4 protein-coding genes are annotated in these 24,687 nt (G+C 66.1%); all 4 read right to left on the bottom strand.

The window, feature by feature from the left end:
* Positions 1–32 precede the first annotated feature (32 nt).
* The 4 genes from AC07NK_RS10450 to AC07NK_RS10435 all read right to left on the bottom strand — a co-directional run bounded on the left by AC07NK_RS10450 (position 33) and on the right by AC07NK_RS10435 (position 24,683).
* The gene (locus tag AC07NK_RS10450; RefSeq protein ID WP_495170527.1) at positions 33–18,323 is read right to left on the bottom strand and encodes a YDG domain-containing protein; all 18,291 of its coding nucleotides are present in this window, start codon (positions 18,321–18,323) and stop codon (positions 33–35) included.
* A gap of 11 nt (positions 18,324–18,334) precedes the next feature.
* The gene (locus tag AC07NK_RS10445; RefSeq protein ID WP_495170526.1) at positions 18,335–20,005 is read right to left on the bottom strand and encodes a ShlB/FhaC/HecB family hemolysin secretion/activation protein; all 1,671 of its coding nucleotides are present in this window, start codon (positions 20,003–20,005) and stop codon (positions 18,335–18,337) included.
* A gap of 384 nt (positions 20,006–20,389) precedes the next feature.
* Complete coding sequence (locus AC07NK_RS10440; protein WP_495170525.1) at positions 20,390–21,553, bottom strand: helix-turn-helix transcriptional regulator; 1,164 nt, start codon at positions 21,551–21,553, stop codon at positions 20,390–20,392.
* A 157-nt stretch (positions 21,554–21,710) separates the two neighbouring features.
* The gene (locus AC07NK_RS10435; RefSeq protein WP_495170524.1) at positions 21,711–24,683 is read right to left on the bottom strand and encodes a TonB-dependent receptor; all 2,973 of its coding nucleotides are present in this window, start codon (positions 24,681–24,683) and stop codon (positions 21,711–21,713) included.
* Between the last annotated feature and the right edge of the window lie 4 nt (positions 24,684–24,687).

Raw genomic sequence — 24,687 nt, 5'->3', positions numbered from 1 at the left:
AAGCCGGAAGCCCGGCTAGCGACGGTCCTTCCCTACTCCCCTTGCACGTCGCCGACGAGATTCACCGACGGATCCTCGTAGAGTGAGAATGCGCTGATCGGCCTGCGCCGGTGCAGCGCATCGCTCGCATCCGCGCCCGACTGGGTGAAGCGGATGACGAGGCTGCCGGGAACGACGGTGAGCGAATAGTTGGACGAAAGCGTCAGGTTGCCGCGATCGATGGCATAGGTTCCAGCCTGCTCGCCCGGCGCACGCGTCAGGCCGCCGGTGAAGCCATCGCCCGCTACCAGCGATCCACCGATGACCCGCCAGGTGAACCCCGGATCGCGCTGGCCGAACAGCTTGGTCAGGTCCTCCGCCTGCACAGTCACCGCGCGGCGCAGGATATCGGCGAGAACCGGGCTGCCACCGAGGGTGACCGTGTAGTTGCCGGCATCGGCACCGTTCAACATCACTCCATTGACTGAAACCGTCCGGGCAGTACCCGCATTCGGGTCGGCAAAGGCGTAGCCGGCCGCAGCGGAAACGCTGTCGCCGACGAGCACGCCATTGAGCGTGATCCGCCCGGTGGCCGCAGTCGTGCCGTCATAGACACGGCTGTCGGCGGTGGCAGTGCCCGTGATCGCAAGCCGCGCGATCGTCGCAACGTCGGTGGCGGTGCCATTGACGATATAGTTGGCGGCATCCGTTCCGGAGAGAGTGATGCCGCTCGCCGTCACCGTCTTCCCGGCACTCGCATTCTTGTCGCCAAACACATAGTTTCCGGTCACGCCCACCTGATCGCCCGCGATCAAACCGCTCAGCGACAGCGAACCCGTGGCGGCAGTCGTGCCATCATAGACCTTTCCATTCGCCGCCAGTGTCGCTGTGATCGTCCGCGCCAGAATATCGGCGAGTGCAGTCGCGGTGACATTGACCGTATAGTTGCCAGCGTCCGCGCCGAAGAGCGCGATGCCATTCGCCGTGACGGTCTTGCCAGCACCCGCATTCTTGTCGGCGAAGGCCAGCGCACCCGACGCCCCGACATTGTCGCCTGCGATCACACCACCTAGCGACAGTACACCCGTAGCGGTTGTAGTGCCGTCATAGACCCTGCCGTTCGCGGCCAGCGTCGCAGTGACCGCACGCGCGAGGATGTCGGCAAATGCGGTTGTCGTTGCACTGACGATATAGTTACCCGCATCCGCGCCGCTCAGCGCAATGCCGCTCGCCGTGACGGTCTTGCCGGCACCGGCATTCTTGTCGGCGAAGGCCAGCGCACCCGACACCCCGACATTGTCGCCCGCGATCACACCGCCCAGCGACAACACACCCGTAGCGGTTTTGGTGCCGTCATAGACCTTGCCGTTCGCGGCCAGCGTCGCTGTTATCGTGCGCGCAAGGATATCGGCGAGCGCGGTCGCGGTAACATTGACCGTATAGTTGCCGGCGTCCGTGCCGGAGAGCGCGATGCCGCTCGCCGTGACGGTCTTGCCGGCACCCGCATTCTTGTCGGCGAAGGCCAGCGCACCTGACACCCCGACGTTGTCGCCCGCGATCACTCCGCCCAGCGACAGCGTACCCGTGGCGGCCGTGGCGCCGTCATAGACCTTGCCGTTCGCCATCAAGGTCGCATTAATCGCGCGGGCAAGGATGTCGGCAAACGCGGTTGTCGTTGTATTGACGGTGTAGTTACCTGCATCGGCTCCACTCAGTGCGATGCCGTTCGCCGTCACGATCTTGCCGCTGCCTGCGTTCTTGTCGGCAAAGGCCAGCGCACCTGAAACGCCAACATCGTCTCCTGCGACCACACCGCCCAGTGAAAACGTGCCGGTCGCGGCGGTAGTGCCATCATAGATCTTGCCGTTCGCCGCCAGCGTCGCGGCGATCGCACGCGGATCGATCCGCAGCGTACCGCTCCCGAAGGCGAAGTCGTAGTTCATGTCAGAGGCCAGCGTGCCCAGGTTTGCCACGATGTTGTACGTGCCCGCATTGCGGCCCGCGCCCGACAAGCCCGCGGCGCCCGACCACGCGTCCGCCGCGCTATCGCCGTTGACAAGACCGCTTATGCTCGCTCCGAGCACCGGCACCTGCCCGTCATAGGTGACGACAATGTTGTTCGGCAGCACCGACAACACCGGACGATAGCCATAGACGAACCGGTTGCCTGCGTTCGGTGCGGCACCGAAACTGCCGGTCGCGAAGTTGTAGGCCGCGCCATAGAAGCTCCGGCCGGCAAGGCCGCCGAAGTTGTTCGCCGGATCGGACGCACCTGCATTCCCCGCCGCCTGCGTATAGACGAGCCAGCGGCCATTGGCGGCGTCGAGCGCGGTTCCGCCCGCACGATTGTGGAACAATCCATCCGACGCGAGGGTAATCGCGTCACCGGCCGCAGCGGAGCGCACCGCACCCGTCGTGGCGATCGTCATCCCGCCGTACGAGCGGATCGTCACGCTGCCCGCGCCACCGTCAACCACGCCGTCAATACCGAGCGCGGTCACATTGTTAAGCAGCAGGCCGCCTGCGTTGAAGGCCCCAAGCGACGCGATCTCGTTGGCGCCATCGAGCCGGGCGTAGTTGGTGACGTTGCCAGTCAGGCGCTGAGCAATGATCGCCCCGCTATTCTGGCTCAGCGCGCCCGCCACGCTCAGGTCGAGCGTGCCATCGCGGACGTCGATCGCCCCGGCAAGGGCGAGATCCTGCAAATTGTTGAGGGCGAAGCCGCCATGGGCGATGGTAACCGCGCCGAGGCGACCGATCCGCGAGCCGGTGCCGTGGGTCGCAAGATCGACATCCCCACCCGCCGTGAGCGCAAGCGAGTCGGCGAAGACGCCGGCATCGAAGCCGCTGGCGATGATCCCGCCCGCCGCGCTCAGGATTACGTCACCGCCGGTGATCTTGCGGAATGCAAGGCTACCCGCGCTCGAACCGATGTTGACCACGAACCGCCCGTTGACCGCGCCGGTCGTGACATTCCCCTGCCCCGCGATGCCGATATGACCCGCGCTGGTCTCGACGTCCCCGATGGAGAGCGCACCCGCCGGTCCGGTGACGAAGAGCGCCCCAACCGTCCGGATTCCCCCGATGGAGAGGTCGCCGTTCCGGACGGTCAGCTCCAGCGTGCCGCCGCCGATGCCGGTGAACCCGGCCGAATGGTCGAGGTTGATCGCGATCGCGCCATCGGCCTGCACACCGCCGCCTGTCAACGCGCTGCCCGCGCTGGTGAAGACATGGCCGCTACCGATCGCGCCAGCTGAAGAAGCGCCGAACACCAGATCGCCTCGCGCTGTCAGTGTGAAGGCATTGACGCCAGTACCGCTCAGTTCGGCACTGCCCAGGCGGAGATCGCCGCCGGTGCTGATCCGGATCGCGTTGCTCGCCTGAATCCCGTTCAGGTCGGCGTCTGCGCTGCTTTCGACATCGACCCCGCCCTGTGCCGAGCGGAGCATACCCGCCGAGACACCGCTCGCCGAAAGGCTGAGATTGCCCAGCGTACCGATATCGCCGCCGCGGATCGCGCCGCCATTCGCGCGCAGCGTGGCGCTGCCGGCAAAGCCGAGGTCGAGCGTAATGTAGTCGAAGTCGCCCGCCGTGTCGGTCACGAACAGGTCGCCCGCCCGCGTGCCGGTCATCGCCAGCGCATTGCCGAAGAAGCCGGTGCCGGTGAGCGTATAGTTCCGCCCGACCGTCACGGCGCCGACGACATCGACTCCGCCCGCGGAGGCATTGAGCACGACATCGCGGCCGGCCACGTCGCCAAGCCGGATCGCCCTCGCGACCACATCGACATCGCCGTCGGCGAGCAGCGACAGCGCACCGGTGATATTGCCCACCGAGCTGATCCGGATGTCGCCCGCCGCGACCAGATTGCCGCCCGCGCTCAGGTCACCGTCGGTATCGGTGATCGTCACATTGTTGAGCCTGGTGGCGCCGGCGCCGACGATCGGCAGCAGCGCGTTGCCGGCGAAATCGCGGGCGGTCAGCGTGTAGTTGCCGCCGCTGCTCACCGGATTCATCACGGTGAGCGTGCCGCCGGGCAGAGTGACCGCGATATTGTGCCCGGCCAAGTCGCCGATACCGAGATCGCCGGTCGCGACATGGACATTGGCGTCGCCGCTGACTCCCGCGGCAATGGTGTCGAACACGCCGGTCGCCGACTGGAGGTTCACATTGACGCTGCCGTTCAGCGAGATCAGCGTCGCGCCACCCGAGCCGCAGGCACAGCCGCTCAGGCTGCCGCCGGTGGCGAGCAGGTTGCTGCCGGTGATTTGCGCGACCGTATCGGCGCCGAGCGTGATGTTGCCCAGCGCGACCAGCGCAAAGCCGTTCGCAGCAGTGATCGCGCGCAGCGTCGCATTGCCGCCCGCCTGGAACTGGCCGCCATTCGCAACGACGTTGCCCAGGTTGAGGTCGGTGAACGCGCTGAAGATCGCATCGCCACCCGTCGAATGGACGCTGTCGACCGTGATCGCTCCGCTCGTGCTGAGCACGTCGATGTCGCCGCCCGATGTGATTGCCCCCGCACGGACCTCGCCCCCGGTCAGCTCGACATAGCTGGCCCCGTTGACGGTGGCCGTACGCGTGTCGAGCAGCCCGCCCGCGGTGAGATAGGTGCTGGACGCGTCCGCACTGCTCAGCAGGGCTAGGTCGCCATCGGCGAAGAGGTCGAGCGCGCTCCCGGTCGCCGCAGCACTGCCGATCACGAGCGAGCCACCCAGCACGTTCACGATGCCGCGCTCGGTCAGCGCGGTGAGCTGGCCGATCGTGAGATCTCCGGTCGCGACGTTCACCTCGACCCGGCGGCCGCTGATGCTGTCGAGCCCGGCTGAGTGGTCGAGGTTGATGGAGACGCCTGCTCCGCCCGTGACGCTCGCCATGCCGGTCGACCCGGCCGCACGCACGAACCAGCGGTCGATGCCGATGCCCGACATCGCATCGTCATCGCCCAGCGTGGCGTTGCCGCCGGCACCGATCGTCAGGTCGCCGGTCGCACCGGTAAGGTTGGCCTGCCGCAGCGTCGCGTTGCCCTGCGCGGTGATGCCGATGTTGCGCCCCGCCGTCGCATAGCCGATGATGGCGTCGCCCGTGGTCGCCAGGACCGCGATATCCGCGCCAGCCCTGAGCGAGCCGGAGACGCGCACCGTACCGGCGGTCAGGCTGAGATTGCCCGCGGCCGTATCTGCGGAGAACAGGTCCAGATTGCCGCTATTGGCCAGCACATCGACCCCGTTCGCCGCGGCGATCTGGTACAGGTCCACGCTTCCTGCGGTGATCGAGACCGCGCCGGCCAGCGAGCGGAAGGAACCGTTGCTGAGCGCACCGCCGACGGTGAAGTCGATCCCGCCGCCGAACTCGAGCGTCCTGCCCGCCGCATCGAGATCGCCGCCGGTGGTCAGCGTCCACCTGCCCGCGCGCGCGCCGACCGGCTGCAGCGCGCCATTGTAGAAATAGCGGCCGGCAAGCGAATAATTGCCGGCGACTTCGACCCGGTTGGCGATGACATCGCCATTCGCCGAGGTCAGGCTCACATTCGTGCCCGAGACGTCGATCAGGTTGAGGTCATCGGTCGCATAAGCGAGGACATCGCCCGTCGCCGCGATCGACACGCTCCCGTTCATCGTCGCGAGATTGAGCCTCGCATTGCCGGCGCGGGCACCGAGCCGCACGACCGGACTCGTCTCGACATGGAGCCGGTGAGTTCCGGAGATCGTCCCGGGATCGCTCGCACCAAGCGTCACGTTGTTGCCGAGGATATCGACAATGTAGCCGTTCCCGGCCGCATCGGTGCCACCCGACAGGTGCACCAGTTCCGCCACCGTCGCGTCGCCGGCAGCATTGATCAGGATATCGTCGCGGCCAGCTACCGATCGCAGAACGATCGAGCCGCCACTCACCGCCCGCAGGCTCGCACGCGAGTCGAGGCTGGCCGAACCACCGATGTCGCCCGCGGCATCGAGATCCATGTTGCCCAGGCTGAAGACCGTTCCGCCCAAAGTCAGCTGACCCGCAGTCAGACGCAATGTCAGGTCGCCATGATCGGACACGAGATGATTGACCGTCAGCGCGCGACCATTGACGAAGCGGACGTCGCCGGATCCGCCACTGTTGGTCGCGGTCAGCGCATCGACCTGGTTGATGCTGCCAAGGTCGATGCCGCCGCTCGCCGTGATTGAGAGTGACGGCGCGGTGATGAGACCGCCGCTCTGCGTCAGTCGCCCGCTCACCGCCAGCGAAACTGCGCCGCTCGCGGTAACTGCCCCTGCCAGATCGAGGCCGGTATCTGTGCTCAGCGACAGGCTGGAGACATCCACCGCGCCGAGCGCGTCGATCAGGTTTCCGGCAGAGAGCAGGGTAGCGTCGGTTGCCGACAGATTAAGGATTCCTGCCTCGATGCCTGATTGCTGGTCGATCTTGCCCGCGGCGCGCAGCGTCACGGCCTGCCCGGTCGCGCGGATCGCGCCGATCAGAATATCTCCGCTGCCGGTATAGGCGATGCCGCCCGTTCCCAGATTCGCCAGACGGATCGCCCCGGCGATCGCGTTTCCGCTCCGCGTCAGCGTGATGCCATCGCGCGCGGTCACATCGAGCAGACCGGCCGCGAGATCGCCGGTCTGCGTCACCGCGCCTGCATCCGAGGTCAGGACGAAGGTACCGGGCAATGAAACCGCACCCAGACTGGTGCTGCCCGTATTGCGGAGCGCTATGTCCCCGGTTGTGCTCGTGCCCGCAAATGCGCTGACCGTGTTCGCCCCGGCGAGCGCGATATTCCGGTCCGCCACAACGTTGAGCGACGCCGCCGTGATCGCACCGCCACTCTGCGTGATCTCGCCGGTATTGGCGACCAGCGAGACGTTTCCCCCTGCGTCGATCGCATCGGTGAGCAACAGGTCACCCGCCGCGGTGAAGGCGATGTCGCCGCCCGCGTTGAGCATGCCGAGATTCGTCACGGCATTGTCGCCGGTCAGGATGATGTCGCCGCCCGCACGCGCATTGAGCCGGTTCGCGATGATCAGGCCGCTCTGGCCGATCTTGCCATGGTCGGAGGTGACGTCGAACGTCCCCGCCGCGAAGCCGAAGTCGAGCGTGAAATCGCCGAGCGCACGGAAGGTGACATTGCCGGTATCGGAGACAAGCCGGACCGGACCCGCCGCCGCGACCTGATTGGCACGGTTCAGCAGGATCGACCCGTCGGCACTCGCATTGATCGAACCCGTATCGATGCTGCCTGCGGTCTGCTTGATCCCGCCGGTCAGCGACTGGAGAACGAGCTCGTCGCCGGAGATATCGCCGGCAAGCGCGATGCTGCCGTCATTGATGAACCCAACGACGCCGCTGCCTGACGCATAATCGCCAAGCTCGTTCACCCGGTTGGCATGATTGAAGTTGAGTGCGCCACCCGCGCTGGCATTGAGCCGGTTCGCGGTAATGATGCCGCTCGTGAACAGCATCTGGAGCAGCGAGCCGCTGTCGGTCTTGAGGGTCACCTCATGGCCTGCCGCGGTGACGTCGCCCCACAGCATCAGCGCAGTAGCATTGCGGTAGAGGAAATCGCCGCCCGCCGCCACGTCGCGCAAATTGGTCACGCTGTTCGCGCCGCCCAGCGTGATCGCCCCGCCCGCTGCGGCGCTCAGGCCGAGCGCGGTGATCGTGCCCGAAGTCTGGCTGATCGCGCCGGTGTTCGACCGCAGCGTCACCTCATGACCTGCAGCAGCGATATCGCCATCCAGTGCGAAATCGCCCGCGTTGCGGAAGACGATGTCGCCCCCTGCGGTCAGACCGCCGAGCGTATCGACGAGGTTCGCCTCGTTGAGCGCGATCCCGCCATTGGCGGCGCTGACCGACAACCGGCTCGCACCGATGCGCGTCGATGCCGCCTGACCGATCGAACCGTTCGCCGAAGTGAGCGTCACCGCCCCCGGCGTGTCGATCATGCCTGTCACGAAGCTGCCGGTATTGCTGAAGGCGATGTCGGCGCCCGCAGCGAGCGCGACCGTGCCGGTCGCAGCGATCCGGTTCGCCGCGCCAAGGTCGATCGCACCGGTCGCACGGGCACGCAGGCCGAGAGCTTCGATAGATCCGCCGCTCTGGCCGATCGACGCGGCATCGAGCACGACGTCGCCATTGGTCGCGGTGAGCGCGCCGGTCAGGTCGAGCGCGCGACCGGAGGTGATGCTGATGCCGCTGGTGAAGGACCAGACATCGCCCAATGCCGCGATCTGGTTACCGAGGCGCAGGTCGATTGCGCCATAGGCGCTGCCGCGGAACAGGTCTGCGGTGATGACGCCGGCGGTCTGGGTGATCGCCCCGCCGGTCGGAGTGAACACGTTCGGCGCCATGTTCGAACGCAGCAGGACGTTGCGCGCGGTAATGTCACCGGCCAGCTCAAGTGCCCGATCGGTCACGATCTCGACGTCCGCTCCGGGGCCAGCCGACAGTCCGTCGATCCGCTTGATCGCCCCCGCGAGGGTGACGCCATCACGGCCATAGGCGGTGAGCCCGACCGTATCGATCAGCGCCGACCCGGTCTGGCTGATCGCGCCTTCTTCACTGCGCAGCACGGCGTTGCCGCTGGGCGACAGCACCCGGTCGATGACGAGATTGCCGAGATTGGTGAACGCGATGTTCCGGCCCGACAGGCCGACATTCCCGGTGACATTGTTGGTCGTGCCGAGATCCATGTCGCCGGCCGAGAAGGCGGTCAGCGTCGCGGCGGTGATGTTACCGCCAGTGATGCCCCAGGTGTAGTTGTTGACCGACACGGTCTGGCCGGCCGCATCGATCCGGTCGACCGTCAGCAGGCCGCCCCATCCGCTGCCGCCGCTGTGGATCGACACCAGTCCGCGGCTGATCACGTCGAGGCGCGCGATCTGGTTGTCGTTATTGTACAGCTCGACGCCATTGAACGCGTCGAGGATCAGCGAACCGGCGACGAGGCCGCCACTGGCCTGTTGCGTGATCTTGCCGAGGTTGGAGATCAGCTCGACCGTTCCGGTCGGCGCGTTGATCGCGTTGATCGCGATATTGCCGGTGTTGCGGAAGCGGACGTCGTTGCCGCCGGCGTCGAAGCTGACCGCGCCGACCCGGTTATGGTTGAGCAGGCGGATACCGGTCGCGGTCGCGGTCCCTGCCGTCGCTTCCAGCCGGTCGGTGACGATAACGGTGTTGCCGATCTGGGTCAGGCCGCCACCGGTGTTGAACGTCACCCGATCGTCGGCGGCGATGCGCCCGTCGAGTTCGAGCGCGCCGACGGTGCGAAGGCTGAACACGCCGCCCGCGGTGACGTCGTTGACCGTATCGAGCGTGTTGAGCTGCTCGAGCACGACATCACCCGCGGCGATCGCGTCGAACCGACCGGCGCTGAACGCCGCGCTCTGGCCGATACCGCCGCCGTCCGAGGTGAGCGACAACAGGCCCGGCGTGGTCACCGCTCCCAGCAGGATCGAATTGATCGAGCGGAAGGTGATGTCGTCACTGGCCGTGAAGCGGCTGGCCGTGGTCGAGCCGATATCGTTCGCGCCGATCAAGGCGATCCCGGTCGCGGTGACATCGAGGTGGCTGGCGGCGATCGTCCCCGAATATTGGCCGAGATAGCCCGATATTCCGAACGTCACCCCACCGCTCGCGCTGACGTTGCCCTCCAGCCCGAGAGTCATGAAGCTGTTGTAGCGGATCGATCCGCCCGCCGTCAGATTGCCGAGCAAGCCAGTGAAATTCTGCGCCGCGAGATCGATGTCCGTCGCCGCATTGGCATTCAGCTTGCCCGCCCAGATCGAATTGCCGGGGACCAGAAGCTGGCTCACCGACCCGGTGTTGGATGTGAGATTGACGGTGCCGTCCCGCGCGGTGATCGCGTTGACGGTCAGATTGCCGGTATTGCGCAGCGTGATCGTGCCGCCGATCGCCGAGCGGGCGTTGTAGACCCCGACGGCGTTGGCGCGGTCGAGCATAATGTTGCCGCCCGCCGCGACCAGCGAGACCGTCGATGCGGTGACGGTGCCGTCCGACTGGGTGATCGATCCGGTTCCGCCCGCCGTCAGGCTGACCGTTCCTGAGGCGAAGAGATTGCCGGCGATGTCGATGCCGTCTTCGTCCGCGATGACGACGTCGCCGCCGGTGGCCGTGGCATAGTAGATGCTGCCGATCCGGTTCCCCGCCAAATCGAACCGGATGTCCCCCGCCAGCGCATCAAGCGAGCCGACATCGATCGCGCCGCTCTGGGTCAGCGCGTTGGCGCTGACGATCCCCCGGTCGGGCGTCCGGAGCGCGAGCAATTCCATCGCGCCCTGAGTAGTATAGCGGATATTCCCAGCGGCGCTGATCAGGCTGACCTTGGGCGTGGCGTTGCCGGGCAGGTTGATGTCGATGCCGGTCGCGGCGTTGACGTAGAGCGCATCCGCACGGACGTGGCCGATCGAGCCGACGTCAGTCCCGATGAAGCCGTTCGTCGATGTCAGCGTCGCCGTGCCGCCGGCATCCACCGTATGGCCGAGTACGAAGGAGTCCTGCGCTCGTAGCCTGATGTCGCCACCCGCACTCAGCACCTCGACATTGATGAAATTATTCGCGCTCCCGTCGAGCGTCAGGTTGCCGCCCGCGGTCGCCCGGAGCTTGTCCACGACGATCGCGCCGCCGATTTGGACGATGTCGCCCATGCCCCCCGCAATGAGGTTGACCCGTTCACCCGTTGCCGTGGACCCGCGAATGTCGCCGGTGATGTTGAAGCCGTCGATATCCCTGAAGGTGATCGTGCCGGTCGTGTTGACCAGTCTCCCGATATTGGTGATCACATTGTTCCCGCCGAGGGAAATTTCCCTGCGCGCCTCGGCGAACAGCGTGTTCGCGGTGAGTATCCCGGTCTGGCCGATCGTGCCGGTATCGGAAATCAGGCGGATCGTGCCGCCTGCCGTGCTGAGCGCGGGAACGGTCAGATTCCCGACATTGCGCACCGTTATGTCGCCGCTCCCGGTGGAGAGGGAGAAAAGGGTCGCGCCGAAATTGTTCGCCTGATCGAGATAGAGGCCGGTGCCGGCATTGATCGTCAGGTTCGAATAGGCGCCGAGCGCGACGCTCTGCGTCAGCGCCCCGCCGACGTCGAAGCGCACCGCCTGCCCCGTGGCGGTGACGGTGTCGGCGAGGTCGAGATTGCCGGTCGTCTTGACCCGGATGCCGCCGGTGCCACTGTTGCTGAGCGTGCCGGTCCGGACGAAGCCATTGTCCTGATCGAGCGTGATCCCGGTCGAGGCGCTGGCGTTGAGCCGCTCCGCCATGATCGAAGTGGGCGCGCTCTGCGTGATCGACCCGCTGTCCGAAACCAGCGTCACTGCCCCGGTCAGCGCGACGACGTCCGAAAGGACGATATTGCCCTGGTTGTGGAAGGCGATGTCGCCGAACGTGGTGCTCAACCCGTGCAGCGCGCTGACGTTGTTGGCGCCGCCAAAGTTGAGGCCATTCTGCGCGCTGGCGGTCAGATCCGACGCGCTGATCACGCCACCGGTCTGGCTGATCGCGCCGAAAGTGGACCGGAGAGTGACCGAGGTCGCCGCGATATCGCCGGTGAGCGAGAAGCTGCCATGATTGGTGACGCCGATCGCGCTGCCCGCGTCGAGCGTTCCCAGGCTGGCGAGCTGGTTCGCGTTCGTCAGATCGATGAACGTCGCCGCGCTGGCGTTCAGCCGGTTCGCACGGAGGGTGGTGCCGATATTCTGGGTGACCGATCCACTTTCGGAAACCAGCGTCACGGTGCCGGGCGCGCTGATGCCGGGCAGCGCGATGCTGGCCCAGTTGCGGAAGCTGATATCGCCGTTCGTGGTCGACAGGCCGGTGATCGTGGCGATATTGTTCGAACGGCCGAGATCGATTCCGGTCGCGGCGCTGACGTCGATCGCGCCCGCGGTGATGCCGCCGCCGGTCTGGCTGATCGCGCCGGTCGATGTCAGCATCAGGCGGCCGGTGCCGATGTTGACGGTATCGGTGAAAGCGAGATTGCTCGACGAGCGGAACGCGGTGTCGCCGTTCGCGGTGACCGTGCCGAGCGCGCCGATGCGGCCGCCGAGCGAGACGGTGCCGGCCGACGACACGGCCAGCGTATCGACGTTGAGACCATCGACGCCATAGTCGAGGATGCTGCCGCCGGTGACGGTCAGCGACGCATCGCGGGCGACGACCTCACCGAATTTGGTGTCGCCGGTCGAAACCGCGCTGATGGTGCCGGGAACATTGCCCCAGGTGAGCAGCGCGTCCACCTTGCCGAGCCGGTTGGTGGCGCTGGTCAGCGCGATCCTGTCCGCGCGAATCTCGAAGACATCGCCATTGAGGCTACGGTCGATCCGGCCGCCGCTCTGTGTGACGTTGCCATGGGCCCATAGCTCGAAATAGGGCGAGGTGATCGTGCCGGTCAGGTCGACATTGCTGTCGGTATGGATCTGGACGGCGGTGTCGATATTGCCGAGCGCGGTGATGTAGTTCCAGGACGCGCCGTTGCCGGTCAGGCTGTACCCCTGCCCGCCGCTGAGGTTCAGCGTTCCGACGGTGAGCAGGCTGTTGGTCGCGGTCTGGGAGACGAAGGAACTGGTGTCGACCGTCCTGAGCGACACCGTCTGGCCTACAGCGACGATCGCGCCGGCAATCATGAAGCTGTCGGCATCGGTATAGGCGATGCCGCCGCTGGTGCCGTTGCCCAGCACGCCGAGGCGCGCGACATTGTTGGTCGTGCTGGTGAGCGCGATGCCGGTCTGCGCCTGAGCGCTCAGGGAGTCGGCGACGATCGCGCCGCTGGTCTGGGTGAGGCTGGCGTTGCGCGCGTTGAACGAGACGGCCTGTCCGGCGGCGGTGACGTTGCCGTCGAGCACCATGTTGACGCCGCGCCCGCCCACCTCAATCCCGCCCGAGCCGGTATTGGTGAGGCCGAGAATCCGCCGGATGCCGTTCCACTCGTTGTTGAGCGAAATGCCGTCGGCCGCCGAGACGGTGAGCTGGCTTGCCTGAACGCCGTCCATGAAGCCGCTCGCCTGGGTGATCGCGCCGGCGTCGCTCGTCAGCGTGACCCGGTTGCCGATCACTGCATAGGTGACGCGGAAGCCGTCGGTGTCGCGGAAGAGGACATCGCCCCCGCCCGACGCGGCGAGGACGTAAAGGTTGTCGACATCGTTCGCGCCGCCGAGCATGACCGATCCGGTCGCCACCGTCTGGTAGAGCTGGGCGTTGAGCGTTGTCGCCTTGATCCGGCCACCGGTCTGGTTGATCCCGGTACGGGCGTAGAGCGCCAGCGTTCCGCCAACATCGATATCCTCAGTCAGCGTGAAGCCGCCGTTCGAGCGGACCGTGGCGTTGGTACCCGCGCTCAGTCCGCGAATCTCCGAGATGAGGTTGTTCGTGTTGTTGAACGTGACGTCGCCGTTCGCCGCGAGCGCGGTCAGCGCCGAAGCGGTGACGGCGTCGGTTGCGGCGATCGAACCGGTATCCGATGTCAGCGTCAGCACGCCGCCCGCGGTGTAGCCGCCCATCGCGGTCAGATCGATCGCACCCGCATTGCGCAGCGTGAGGTCGCCCGTCGCGACGATACGGGTGTCGTTGCTGACCAAATTGTTCGCGCCGCCCAGCAGCACGTTGGCGCCGCTGAAATAGGCCGCGTTGGAGTCGATACGGGCGGTGCCGCTCTGGACCAGGTCGCCCGCGCCGCGCAGGCTGACATAGTGACCCGCGATCGTGCCTGCGGTCTGAGAAATGCCGCCGCCATTCGCCCGCAGGTTGATCGTGCGCAGGCCCGGCCGGTTCGTCGTGACGTCGCCCGCGATGGTGAAGCCGCCGGCGTTGGTGACGAAGACGTCGCCATAAGCGGCCACCAGTCGCGTGAAGCTGTTCACGTCGACGCTGCTGGTCAGATCGATATGCCCGGCGTCCACCGACAGGCTGTCGACGGTGATCCCGCCAGAGGACAGATTGCCGCCCGCTGTCACGGTGGCGCTGCCGGCGGTGTTGAGCCCGACGACGATCGCGCCCGAACCGCCATTGTTGAAGACGATGCTCCCGCCGCCGGTCGAGCTGCCCGAGAAGCTGGTGAGGCGGTTGTCGCCGCCGAGGGTGATACCGTTCAGGGCAGTCGCGACGGCGCTGCCGTTCAGGATCCGGCCGCTGCCGCCCTGCTGGATCGCGCCGAAGCCTGCGGTCAGCGTCGTCCTGTTGCCTTGCGTATCGATCTGACCGGCAACCGTCAGATTCCCGTCGGTGTCGATCGCGAAATTGCCGTTGGTGCTGATCGTGCCGAGCTGGATGTTTCCGCCCGCAACGAGGTCGGCGCTGGATGCCGACACGTTGAGCGCGCCGCCCGCGACGACCAGCCCGCCATTGCGGGCGATGGCACCGCCTGCGCTGAGCGACAGGGCACCGGCGGCCCGGACCTGGCCGGTCAGGTCGAAGGCATCGGTATCGACGATGGTAACGGCGCCCCCGGTGCTGCGGATCGCGCCCAGGTGATCGAGATCGTTCCCCGCATAGTCGAGCACGATGTCGCCGGCCGCGCTGGCATTGAGCGTGCGGGCGATGAAGCGGTCGCTGAAGCCGGTCTGGCTGATCCCGCCCGTGTCCGAGGTCAGCGTGACCGTGCCGTCCGGCGCCTCGATCTGATAGTCGAGCACGATGGCGCCCACATTGCGCAGCGTGATGTCATGGCCGGTGCCCAAGTCATAGCGATCGGTGTCGAGCCGGCCGACCACGTCGATCTGGTTCGCCCGGGTCAGCGAGATGGCGCCGTTGGTGATGACGTTGAGGCGGTCGGCATCGATGATGCCGCCGCTCTGGCTGATCCCGGTATCGGCATAGAGGCTGATGTTCCGGCCGGTGACGTTGCCGGTCAGGTCCATGCTGCCGCTATAGGTGGTCAGCAGGATCGACTGGCCTGCGGTGATGGTGCCAAGCGACGCGATCGTCCCGTCGAGGCTGATGGAACCCGCCGCACTCGCATTCAGGCGTGAGGTGGCAATACCGGAGTTGGTGGTGAGAATGTTCCCGGCATCGGAGATAAGGGTAAGCGCGCCACCCGACCGATATCCGCCGGTCCCTCCGAGAATCGGGCTGAGATTGATGTTGCCGAGGTTGCGCAGCGTCAGGTCGCCGCCCACCGCGAGATCGGTGAGGGTGGTGAAGTTATTGGTCTCGCCCAGCGAGATATTTCCGCCGCTGGTCAGCGACAGGTTGGTGCTGTGCAGCTCGGTACCGGCCGCCTGCCTGATCGTGGTCCCGGCGTTGAGCGCGATCGACGTGGCGTCGATCGTCCCGGCGCTCTGGTTGATCGCGCCGCCCCGCGACCTCAGCGATGCCGTCGCGCCGTTGCCGGCGGTAACGTTGCCGCCGAGCACGACGTCGCCGTCCATCGCGATCAGGACATCAGCGCCCGCGCTCAACTGCCCGAAGACGGCGCTACCGCCGGTGAAGTCGAGGTCGATCTTGCCGCCCGCGGTGATGTCCACCGCGCCCGCGTCGATCGCGTTGGCGCCGGAGGCCGTCGCGTCGCCGCCGGTCGTGACCCGGACGGTCGACGCCGTCCGCGCCTTGAAGTCGAGATTGCCGGTCGCGTTGAGCGTGATGAGCCCGGCGTTCGTGGACGTGGCATCGACGCTGCTGAAGCTGTTGCCCGCCGTCAGGCTGATATCGCCGGCCGCGCTCGCGCTGAGCGTTCCCATACCGATGAAGCTGCCGCCCGTCTGGGTGATGCTTCCGGTACCGGCAATCAGCGTGAGACGGTGGCCGTTCGCCGCAAGGGCGCCGCTCACCGTCAGGCTGCCATCGGCACGGACCGTCGCATCCGCGTTGCTCACCCCGAGTTCAAGCAGGTTGGTACTGCCCGCGACATTGACCGTGCCGCCGCCGATCAGGCCGAGATAGAGCTGTGGCGTCGAGAATTTGCCGCTGCCCGACACCGCGCCGCCGGCGGTGAATGCCACGCGGCTTGCCGAGCTGATCGTGCCGTCGATCGCGAGCGGGTTGTTCGCGCCGACGCGCAGCCGCACCTCGCCCGCGCTGCTGCCGATATTGCCAAGCCGCGCGATGCTGTTGTTGGCCGACGTGCCGATATCGATGTCGCCGGTCGCGCTGGCGGAGAAGGAATTGGCGGTGAAAGCAATGCTGCCCTGCTGGATCGAGCCGCTGTCGACGATCAGGTTGAGCGCGCCGATCGCCACGCTGCTCCCGTCGAAGAACATGTTGTAGGCCGAGCGATAGGTGACGTCGCTGCCCGCGCCCCAACCCAGAATCGGCGTGTCAAAACCCGCGATCCGGTTGGAACCCGCAAGGATCAGGTCGTCCCCCGCCCGTACCGAGTTCGCGCCGGTGCCGGTCCCCACCAGCTGCGCGGCACTGTTCTGCGTGATCGAACCCGCCGCCTGAAGATGGAGCTGCCGGCCGGTGATTGTGCCCGCGGTCTGGTTGATCGCGCCGGCATTCGACCGCAGCGACACGTCGGCGGTGCTCGCCACGCTGATATTGCCGCCGATATTGATCGTGGAATCGGTGTTGATGCTGACGCCGCTGCCGGTCGAGGTCAGGTAGCGATAGCTGCCGATCTGGAGCACGCTCTGGTTGAGATCGATATAGTTGGCCGCCCGGATTCCCAGCGTGCCCGCGTGCATCGCGGCGCCGGCGATCGCCGCGCCTCCCGCATCGACCGTCGCATTGCCGAGCGTATCGACGGCAAAGCTCAGGCTCCCGGCCGATTTGACACTGATGTCGCCGGCGACGGATGTGCCGTAGAAGCCGTCGATCTGGTTGGTCTGGCCGCCGAAATCGATGTTGCCGGCTGCGGTCGCACGGACCGTGCCGCCATTATAGATCGCGTCGCCCGTCTGGACGATGTTGCCCGTAGCGGCGTTCAGCGTGAGCACATGGTTGTTGAGCCGCATGCCGCCGGTCATCGAGATGCCGCCGGCTGCATTGATCGTCATGTCGCCGCTGGCGTTCGAATAATCGATATTGGCATTGCCTGCGACGTTGAGCGTGCCCGCGGCATCGAACGACAAGCGGCCCGCGCTGATCAGGCCTGCGCCGGTGATCAGGCCGGTGCTGCTGAGACCAACCGCGCCCGGCGTGGTGATCGGACCGGCGATCTCGTAACTGTCGCCGGCGAAGCTGATATAGCCGCTGGTGCTGGTCAGGCTGGTGAGCTTGGCGACCGAGTTCGGTGTGCCGCTGGCGCCCGCGCCAAGCTCCACGTTGCCGGCCGCGGAAGCCGAAAGTGTGTTCGCGGTGATCTTGGGGCCATTCTGGTGAATGTTGCCGGTCTCGGCGATGAGCCGGATGCTCCCGCCCGCCGCATTCTGGCTTCCGTTGAGCAGCACATAGCCGCTCGAGACCAGATCGATCGCACTGGCGGTGAGGTCGCCGGCCGAAAGGTTGCCGGTGCCCGAACCAGCCACGGCGCTCGCCGCGACCGCGCCGTTCACGACATCGCGGTTGGTGGTGAGCACGATCGCCCCGGTCTCGTCGGTGCCGACGGTGGTGGCGGTGATCGCACCGGGAGCAACGAGCTGGCTCACCAGCCCGGTCTGCGAGACCACGCTCACGAACACGCGGTTGCCGCTGGTATCGCCCTGCAGATAGGCGGTGCCGCCATAGCCGCCGGCGCCTGCCGACACCTCGAAGCTCAGCAGGTCGAGGTCGTTGGTCGAGGTGGGGCGGAAGCTCACCTTGTAGCCCGAAGCCGAACCATAGAGCACATTGCCGCCGCCGCTGGCGGTCATGGTCGATCCGGCTTCGGTATTGATGATCGGTGAGACCAGCGCGAGCGCGCCGCCCCGGGTGTTGATCTGCGCGCCGGTCCGCACGTCGATCCGCGCACCGTCATAGGCGCCGCTAAAGTTGAAGCTGGTCGAGCTGCCGTCGAGGAATCCACCCGCGCTGCCGTCGGTCGCGCGATCGAGCGCGGCGGTGGTGACCAGCAGGCCGCCGGTGTTGATCCGGGCATTGGCGCCGATCACCACGCCATTGGCGTTGTAGATCCAGATATTGCCGCCATTGGGGCCGCCCGCCCCGATCATGCCGTTGAGGTCGCCGTTGATCGTGCTGCCCACGCCGCCCACGCGGTTGAGCACGATGTCGCTGCGGTTGGCGAAGATGAAGTCCGCCCGCTCGCCACTGTTGATGTCGAACCGGTCCCAGTCGATCACCGTGCGCGATCCGCCCAGCGTCACAGTCGTGTTGCCACCCGCCTGATTGATCGTGGGCGCCCCGCCATTGCTCTGTGCCGGGGCAGGTCCCTGGACGAGCTGCGCGTGCGCGGGTGTGCCCCAGACGGCGGCGAGCGCGAGCGCGCCCAATGCCGAGGTGGTGAACAGGCTGCTGCGGCGGGCGGGCATGGCGGTTTCCTTCACGAGATCGACGCGGACAGGCTGATCAGGAAGCGGTCAGATGGCTTCGGGGCGGTGGGGGCGAGCCGGTCGAACGGATGCGCCCAGGCGGCATCGATCGAGATCCACGGCGCGAATTGTGCGCGTACGCCCAGCCCTGCCGAACGCAGGCGGGTGTCGCCCGCGCCCGGACCGATATTGGTCAGCCGCACCGCGTCGACGAAACCATAGGGTCGGAAGGCGATCCGCTTGCCGACCGCGACCGGCACCGTGGTCAGCTCGAACGTCGCGCCCAGCGCGCGATCACCCGAAGCGGCGGACGGATCATAACCCCGCCCGATCGACAGGTTGCCGGCCGAGAATTCCTCATAGGAGAGCAGCGGCACATTGCTGTATTGCCAGCTGCCCGACACGGTGGCGACGATCGGCCCGAACAATCGGCCGCCGACCGCCCATTCGGCGCGGATCACCGCCGCGTCCGGCTCACCGCCGAAGCGCGACGCGACGCGATTGCCATAGGGCGATGCGCCGAGCGCGTTCAGCCCTTTGCGCAGCTCGATCGCCCCGGTCGCGGCGACCGAATGACTGGCCAGTTCGGCAGGCGCCCAATGGCCATCGAGCCGGGCGAACAGGATGCGCAGCTTGTCCTCGGTCAGCGTGGCGATGCCGCCGCCGAATTCGACCTTCTGGTCGATCCAGTCGAGCCCGCCCGACAAAGTGAGATTGTGGCGGCGGTGGCGGAGCAGCGGATAGCTGAGCCGGGCATTGCCGGCGAAGCTATTGCCGAGCAGCTTGAGCGCCGCGACCGGGCCACCCGGTCTGGTCCGCGCGAACGATCCCGACAGGCCGAGCGTCAGCCCCTCTCCGCCGATCTTCATGCTTTCGGTGATCTGGAGCACGCGCTGCTCGCTGCTGCCGAGCGTGCCATAGCCGACGATCGAGGTGCGTTCGCCGAACCCGGTGAAGCTGTTGAAATCCACCCGTGCGGTGGCGAGCTCGCGGCCGATCGAGATCGAGCCATAATCGTTGACGCTGAAGCTCGCTGCGAACGCCTTGCGTGCGACGGCGATGTCCAGCTCGACCCCGCCATTACCCTCCGCAGCCTGACGGAGCGAAGCCTGAACCGAAACACCCGGAATGTCCGAGGCCAGCAACAGGTAGCGTTGCGCGACGTTGAGGTCGAAGGGCACCAGCCCCTTGAGCTTGTCGAGATGGCGCGCCACCTGGCGCTGCGCCGGTCCGGCATCGCCGCTATAGTTGACCGAGGTGACATGCGCTTCGGTCACGTCGAGGATGATCCGTCCCTCGGCGATGCGCTGCTCGGGGATGTTGACGGCGGCGAGCACGCCGCGGCGCAGGTAGAGCGAGGCGACCCGGTCGCGGATCGTGCAGATCGCGCTCACCGGCAGCTCCTGTCCGGCAAGGTCACGCCAGGCGAGCGCTAGGCGCTCGTCGTCGAGCGCGAGCGTGCCATTGGCACCGCGGAACGTGACGCTGCTCAGCGTAAATTTGAGATCGCTGCCGGCAAAGGCGCATGGCCCCGCCTCGATATTGCGGAACAGCTCGCCGCGTGGCGCCGCAGGAAGTGCGGGCTGGCGCGCAGGGTTCAGTTCCTGCCGCGAAGGCAGCGTCTGTTGCGCATGCGCGGGAATCGCCACTCCCGCCATCAGCAGCGCCACGGCAATGGGCATGCGCCCGCATACGGCATGACCGGCGTACGTCATCAAACGGCTTTCGTTCTGAGGAAACTGACTGGCGGAATCGCCGCGCGCCCCTTCACCGGCATTGGTGATCCCGCGCGGGCTTCGTATCGGAAGTGAGGTGGGGCGTCTGTCGCTACTAATAGTGACAGAAACGAAATTACGTTACGGAACGCTGGGATTTCACCTGTTTCGGCATAGCTGCACGAGGGCCGGGCAGGCATGCTGCACGAGACGATACCCCTTTCCACCACCCCATTCCCCTTGACCGTGCATGGGCTCCGGCACGGCGCGGAAGGGATGGCTAAGCAGCCACAGCAGCGCGGAATAGCTCCCATATGGGGGTAGCTAAGGCGCCTTCTGGCTGGGGTGTCGCTACTCGATTTCGATCGAAGGTACCGACATCGCCATGCGAACAAGGTCGAGTTGGCGATGGCAGCCGGTCTTGGCCTGGATAGTCTTCAGCCGGGTTCGCGCGGTGGAAAGTTGAATGCCCAGCTGCTCCGCTGCTTCGGTCAGCGGCACTCCGGCAATCACTGCTCCGGCCAACCGCTCCTCAGCAGGCGACAGACCAAATTGCCGCGCGATCCGGACAACGGCGCCCGGCGGCGTCGCATCGGGATCGGAAACGACCAGCAGCATCTGGCCCGGCGCGGGCGGCATCCCGAATTCGGTAGCGGAAGCGACCGGCCACAGCATCGCATGCAGCGGCGATCCACCTCGCCGCCGCGGCAGCATCGTCCCGGTCAGGTCGGCGTCACCGCGCACCACCCCGTCCGGCAGCATCCGGCATGCGGCGATGGCGTCCTCCAATGCGCGGTTGCTCTTGTCGTCGAAGCTGCGCAGTCGGCCGAGGCGATTGAGCATGACGCCGTCGTCACGCGCAATCAGCGCCTCGGCCCGGCGGTTCATCGTCCGCACGCAACCGTCCCGGTCGAGCACGAAAGCGGCATAGGTCCAGCCGTTGAACAACGCCTGTGGGGCCATCGTCGCGGAGCGCGTCTCGATTAGCGTCCGGCGAAGCTTGAAGGCGCGGCGCAGATGCGGCGCGAGCAGGCCAAGCAGCGACATCTGGTGGTCGCGCCGTGCAGCATCGTCGCAGCCGTCTGAGAAGGACAGCGATGCCCAGCCTTCCGGTTCGCGTTCCATCAGCATGCCGGTGCCATAGCGACCCAGCCGGTGTGGCAGCATGAAGTCGTTATAATGCTCGGTCCCGAACAGCTCAGCATCACTGATGATCGATTCCGTGCGCGTCGGCACGCCGACCTGATTGCGCGGTACGAAATCCACATAGGGGCTGGTGGCGAAATGATAGGCCGCATAGTCGCGCTGCGCTGCCTCGGAAAAGTTGGCAACGATGCTGAGATCAGTACCGGAACTGCCGCTCTCATGGCTGAACAGCATCACGGTCAGATCGGGATAGATCGCCTCGATCCGGTCGACGAACTGGCACCACAGCTGCGGATCGAGCGCCGCTTCGTAAATACCGCCGACCAGCTCCGCCACAAGCAGGGGTGTGAGGGGTTCCGGGCGTGGCATTGCGCGACTCAATTCTCCGCCGGAACCTCGGGTAGCCGAAGCTGAAGACCAAAGTGTAGGCCAGCCGAAATCACGCGTATGTCGCTACTATTAGCGACAGAGTTCGAACCGTCGGTGACAAAGAGCAGCGGGAAATGTCTTACGGCGAACCTGGCCGTCAGAAGGCCAGCCTCGCGCCCACCGTAAAGTAGCGCCCAACCACATCGTAAAAGGGAGAATAGAGCGACCCATTGGGCGCCTGCTTGTCCAGCAGATTAGTCACGCTGCCATGGATCTCCATCTTCGTTCCCGCGGCGGTCGTGACCCGCGCGCGCGCCTGGAGATCCACATAGGTATAGGCCGGGATATGGTTGTTGAGCAGCCGGATCGTGGAATTGTAGTTGCCCGCGGAGATGTAGCGCGCTCGGATCTGTGCCCCAAAACCCTCACTGTCATAGCCGATGCTGCCGTTGATCCGCCATTCGGGCACGCCGAGGCTGAACGAGTTGCCTTGAGAACGGACATACTCGATCGTTGTGACGCCATCGTTGGTCTTCAGGCTGTCAACCCAGTTGGCCCGCAACCGAAAGCTGAGTTCGCCGGGCAGATCGACGATGCGGCGTAGCGGCAGCGTTTGCGAGAGTTCGGCGTCGATTCCATTGGTCTTGTATTCGGACAGGTTCAGATATGACGTCAGTGTGCGGGTAATGTTGCCTTCGGCATCTCGTTCGACGTTCGCACACAATGCCTGATTGCCATTGTAGCAGCGGATGACCAGATCCTGGGCTGAGACAATGGTGATCACATCGTCGATACGGACCCGGTAATAGTCAATCGAGAGGCGAAGACCGCGAACTCCCGGCGGTGCGTAGAGAAAGCCGGCGGTGAACGTGGTCGCCGTTTCGGGCCGCAGGCCGGGGTTACCGTCCGTGTGATTGAGCACATAGACGCTCGCGTTCTTCACGGGGTCGGTGAGCGTGTTGTAGCCCACCGTGCGCTGTGTGAAGAGCTCCGCGAGATTAGCCGATCGGATGTCGCGCGAGCGCGTGAACCGCGCACGGAACCCGGGAAGAAACTCATTCGTCGCGCCCAGCTTCCATGACCAGATCGAGCCGGTGGTGTCATAGTCGGAAAGGCGCACCGCTGCGTTCAGCTCCAGATTTCGCAATAGCGGCCGGTCGCGAGCCAGCGGCACAAGGACTTCGCCAAAAGCCTCTCTGACGGTGAAGCCGCCCGCAATCGGCGCGAAGTTGAACGAGCGAAATGCCCGGGCAAGGTCGAGTTCGCTCACCGACTGCCGGATCGCCTCGCGACGGGCCTCGAACCCCGCCGCGATCGAGATCGGGCCTGCCGCCAGTGTGACCGGCTCACCCCGCAGGCTGATCCCGCCGACATCCAATGTGGTCCTGGCGCGCTGCCGCGGCGTGCCCGTGACATAGGCGAGCGCCTGCGCCGAAGGTGAGCCTTCGCCGAACAGGTTGATGGGCACGCAGGCGCTCGACGGGTCGGTGAGCTTGATGCGGCAGACGGGCCGCCCCGTCGCCGGGTCGCGCACCGCATCCACGGCCTGGTTGAAATGGGCGCCGATCACGAATCCGGGCGTATCGATATCGTTGCGATATTCGCCACGGCTGTAATAGCCGCTCAGGCGCCAGTTCGGCGCCATCGTCGCGTCGATCGCAATCGTCCCCTGCGTCGTTACCCGTTCGAAATCGATACGGGGGAAAGGGAAATCGGAATTGAACCGGCCCATTGTGAAACCGGCTTCTCCCGCCGCAAGCAGCCGCGCTCCGATCTCGGGCGCCAGAAAGACATTGTCCCGCGAGATGAAGATGTTGCCGCGATTGTGGTCGCCGAACCAGATATAATCGTTCCACATGCGCGAGTGACGCAGTTCCGCCGTGATCCTCACGGCGTTACTCGCCTTGAAGCTGACACGGCCGAGAGCGCTGTACCGCCGCTGCGGTGTGACAAGTGCACTAATATCGTCGTTCGACGGCCCCTCGCCGCCGATCATTTCTGTCCCCACTACCGTGCCGTACCTGAAATCGCGGAGCGACCCGTCGGGGTTGAAGACCTGACCGGCGAGCACACCGCTGAGGATCAGACCGCCCCGAGCCGCATTCGCAAACCCGACATCCGGCGTGAGCAGGAAGCTACCGTCCCCCGCGGCAACGCTGACCCAGCGCCCGACGCTCGGACGGGATATCTTGGGAATGACGCCCGCATTGTCGAGATACTCGGCCCCGACGATCACATGGCCGCGATCCCCGGCGAATGCAGTGCCGAATGCACCCTCAAACCGGCGCTCGGCCGCATCGCCGCGCGAGGAGATTCCAGCTTGAGCACCAAGCTTGACCCCGCTCAAATCCGCGTCGAGCACGACGTTCACGACGCCGGCAACAGCGCCCGAGCCCCACGCCGCGGACGCCCCGCCGGTGACGATGTCGACCGACTTGATCAACACGGTAGGGATGGTGTTGAGATCATTGTCGCTTGAGAAGCGCCGTCCGTCGAGCATCACAAGCGTGCGATTGATCCCCAGCCCACGAAGATCCACCGGCGCCATGCCCGCACTGGTGTTCGTACCGCTGGTTTGCGGGGAGATCGTTCCCCGGAACTGCGGCAGATCGTTCAAAGCGGCAGCGATATTCGAGCGCGCGCCGATCTCGAGTTCCGGCCGCGTCACATGCGATGTCGGGGTCGGCGCCTGGAAGCCCAGCACGTCGATGCGCGAACCGGTGACGACGACGTCCTGCGCCTCCTCCGGCTTCTCAGGCGCTGCCAGCGGCCGCATGGGACGTGGCCGGGCAACGACCGGTCGGCGATGTGCGCTACGCCCGGCCGCGCGTCGGGTGATGACATAGGATCCGCCCGCCGTGACGGTAAAATCGAGGCCCGATCCGCCGAGCAGACGGCGTAGCGCCTCTGAAGCGGTGTAGGTGCCGTTGAGCCGGGGCGCGACACGTCCCTGCGCAGCGCTAGGCATGAAGATGATGTTCGTCCGGGTGATCGTCGCGACCGCCTCAAGCGACAGGGAGAGATCCTGTTGTGGCAACGCGAAATGAAACCGGGCTGCAGTTTGCGCTTCGGCGGCAGTCGCAGTCACGCACGCAAACGCGCACATCGCTGCCAGTTTGCCGCCCCGCATCAAC

The organism is Sphingomonas sp. GW821-FHT09B04 (assembly GCF_059418285.1).
The sequence above is the reverse complement of the archived record's forward strand: the minus strand, read 5'-3'. Positions and strand labels throughout refer to the sequence as shown.

Coding starts and splice junctions, on each gene's coding strand:
- AC07NK_RS10450 (WP_495170527.1), bottom strand. CDS start 18,323: ATGCCCGCCCGCCGCAGCAGCCTGTTCACCACCTCGGCATTGGGCGCG.
- AC07NK_RS10435 (WP_495170524.1), bottom strand. CDS start 24,683: ATGCGGGGCGGCAAACTGGCAGCGATGTGCGCGTTTGCGTGCGTGACT.
- AC07NK_RS10440 (WP_495170525.1), bottom strand. CDS start 21,553: ATGCCACGCCCGGAACCCCTCACACCCCTGCTTGTGGCGGAGCTGGTC.
- AC07NK_RS10445 (WP_495170526.1), bottom strand. CDS start 20,005: ATGCCCATTGCCGTGGCGCTGCTGATGGCGGGAGTGGCGATTCCCGCG.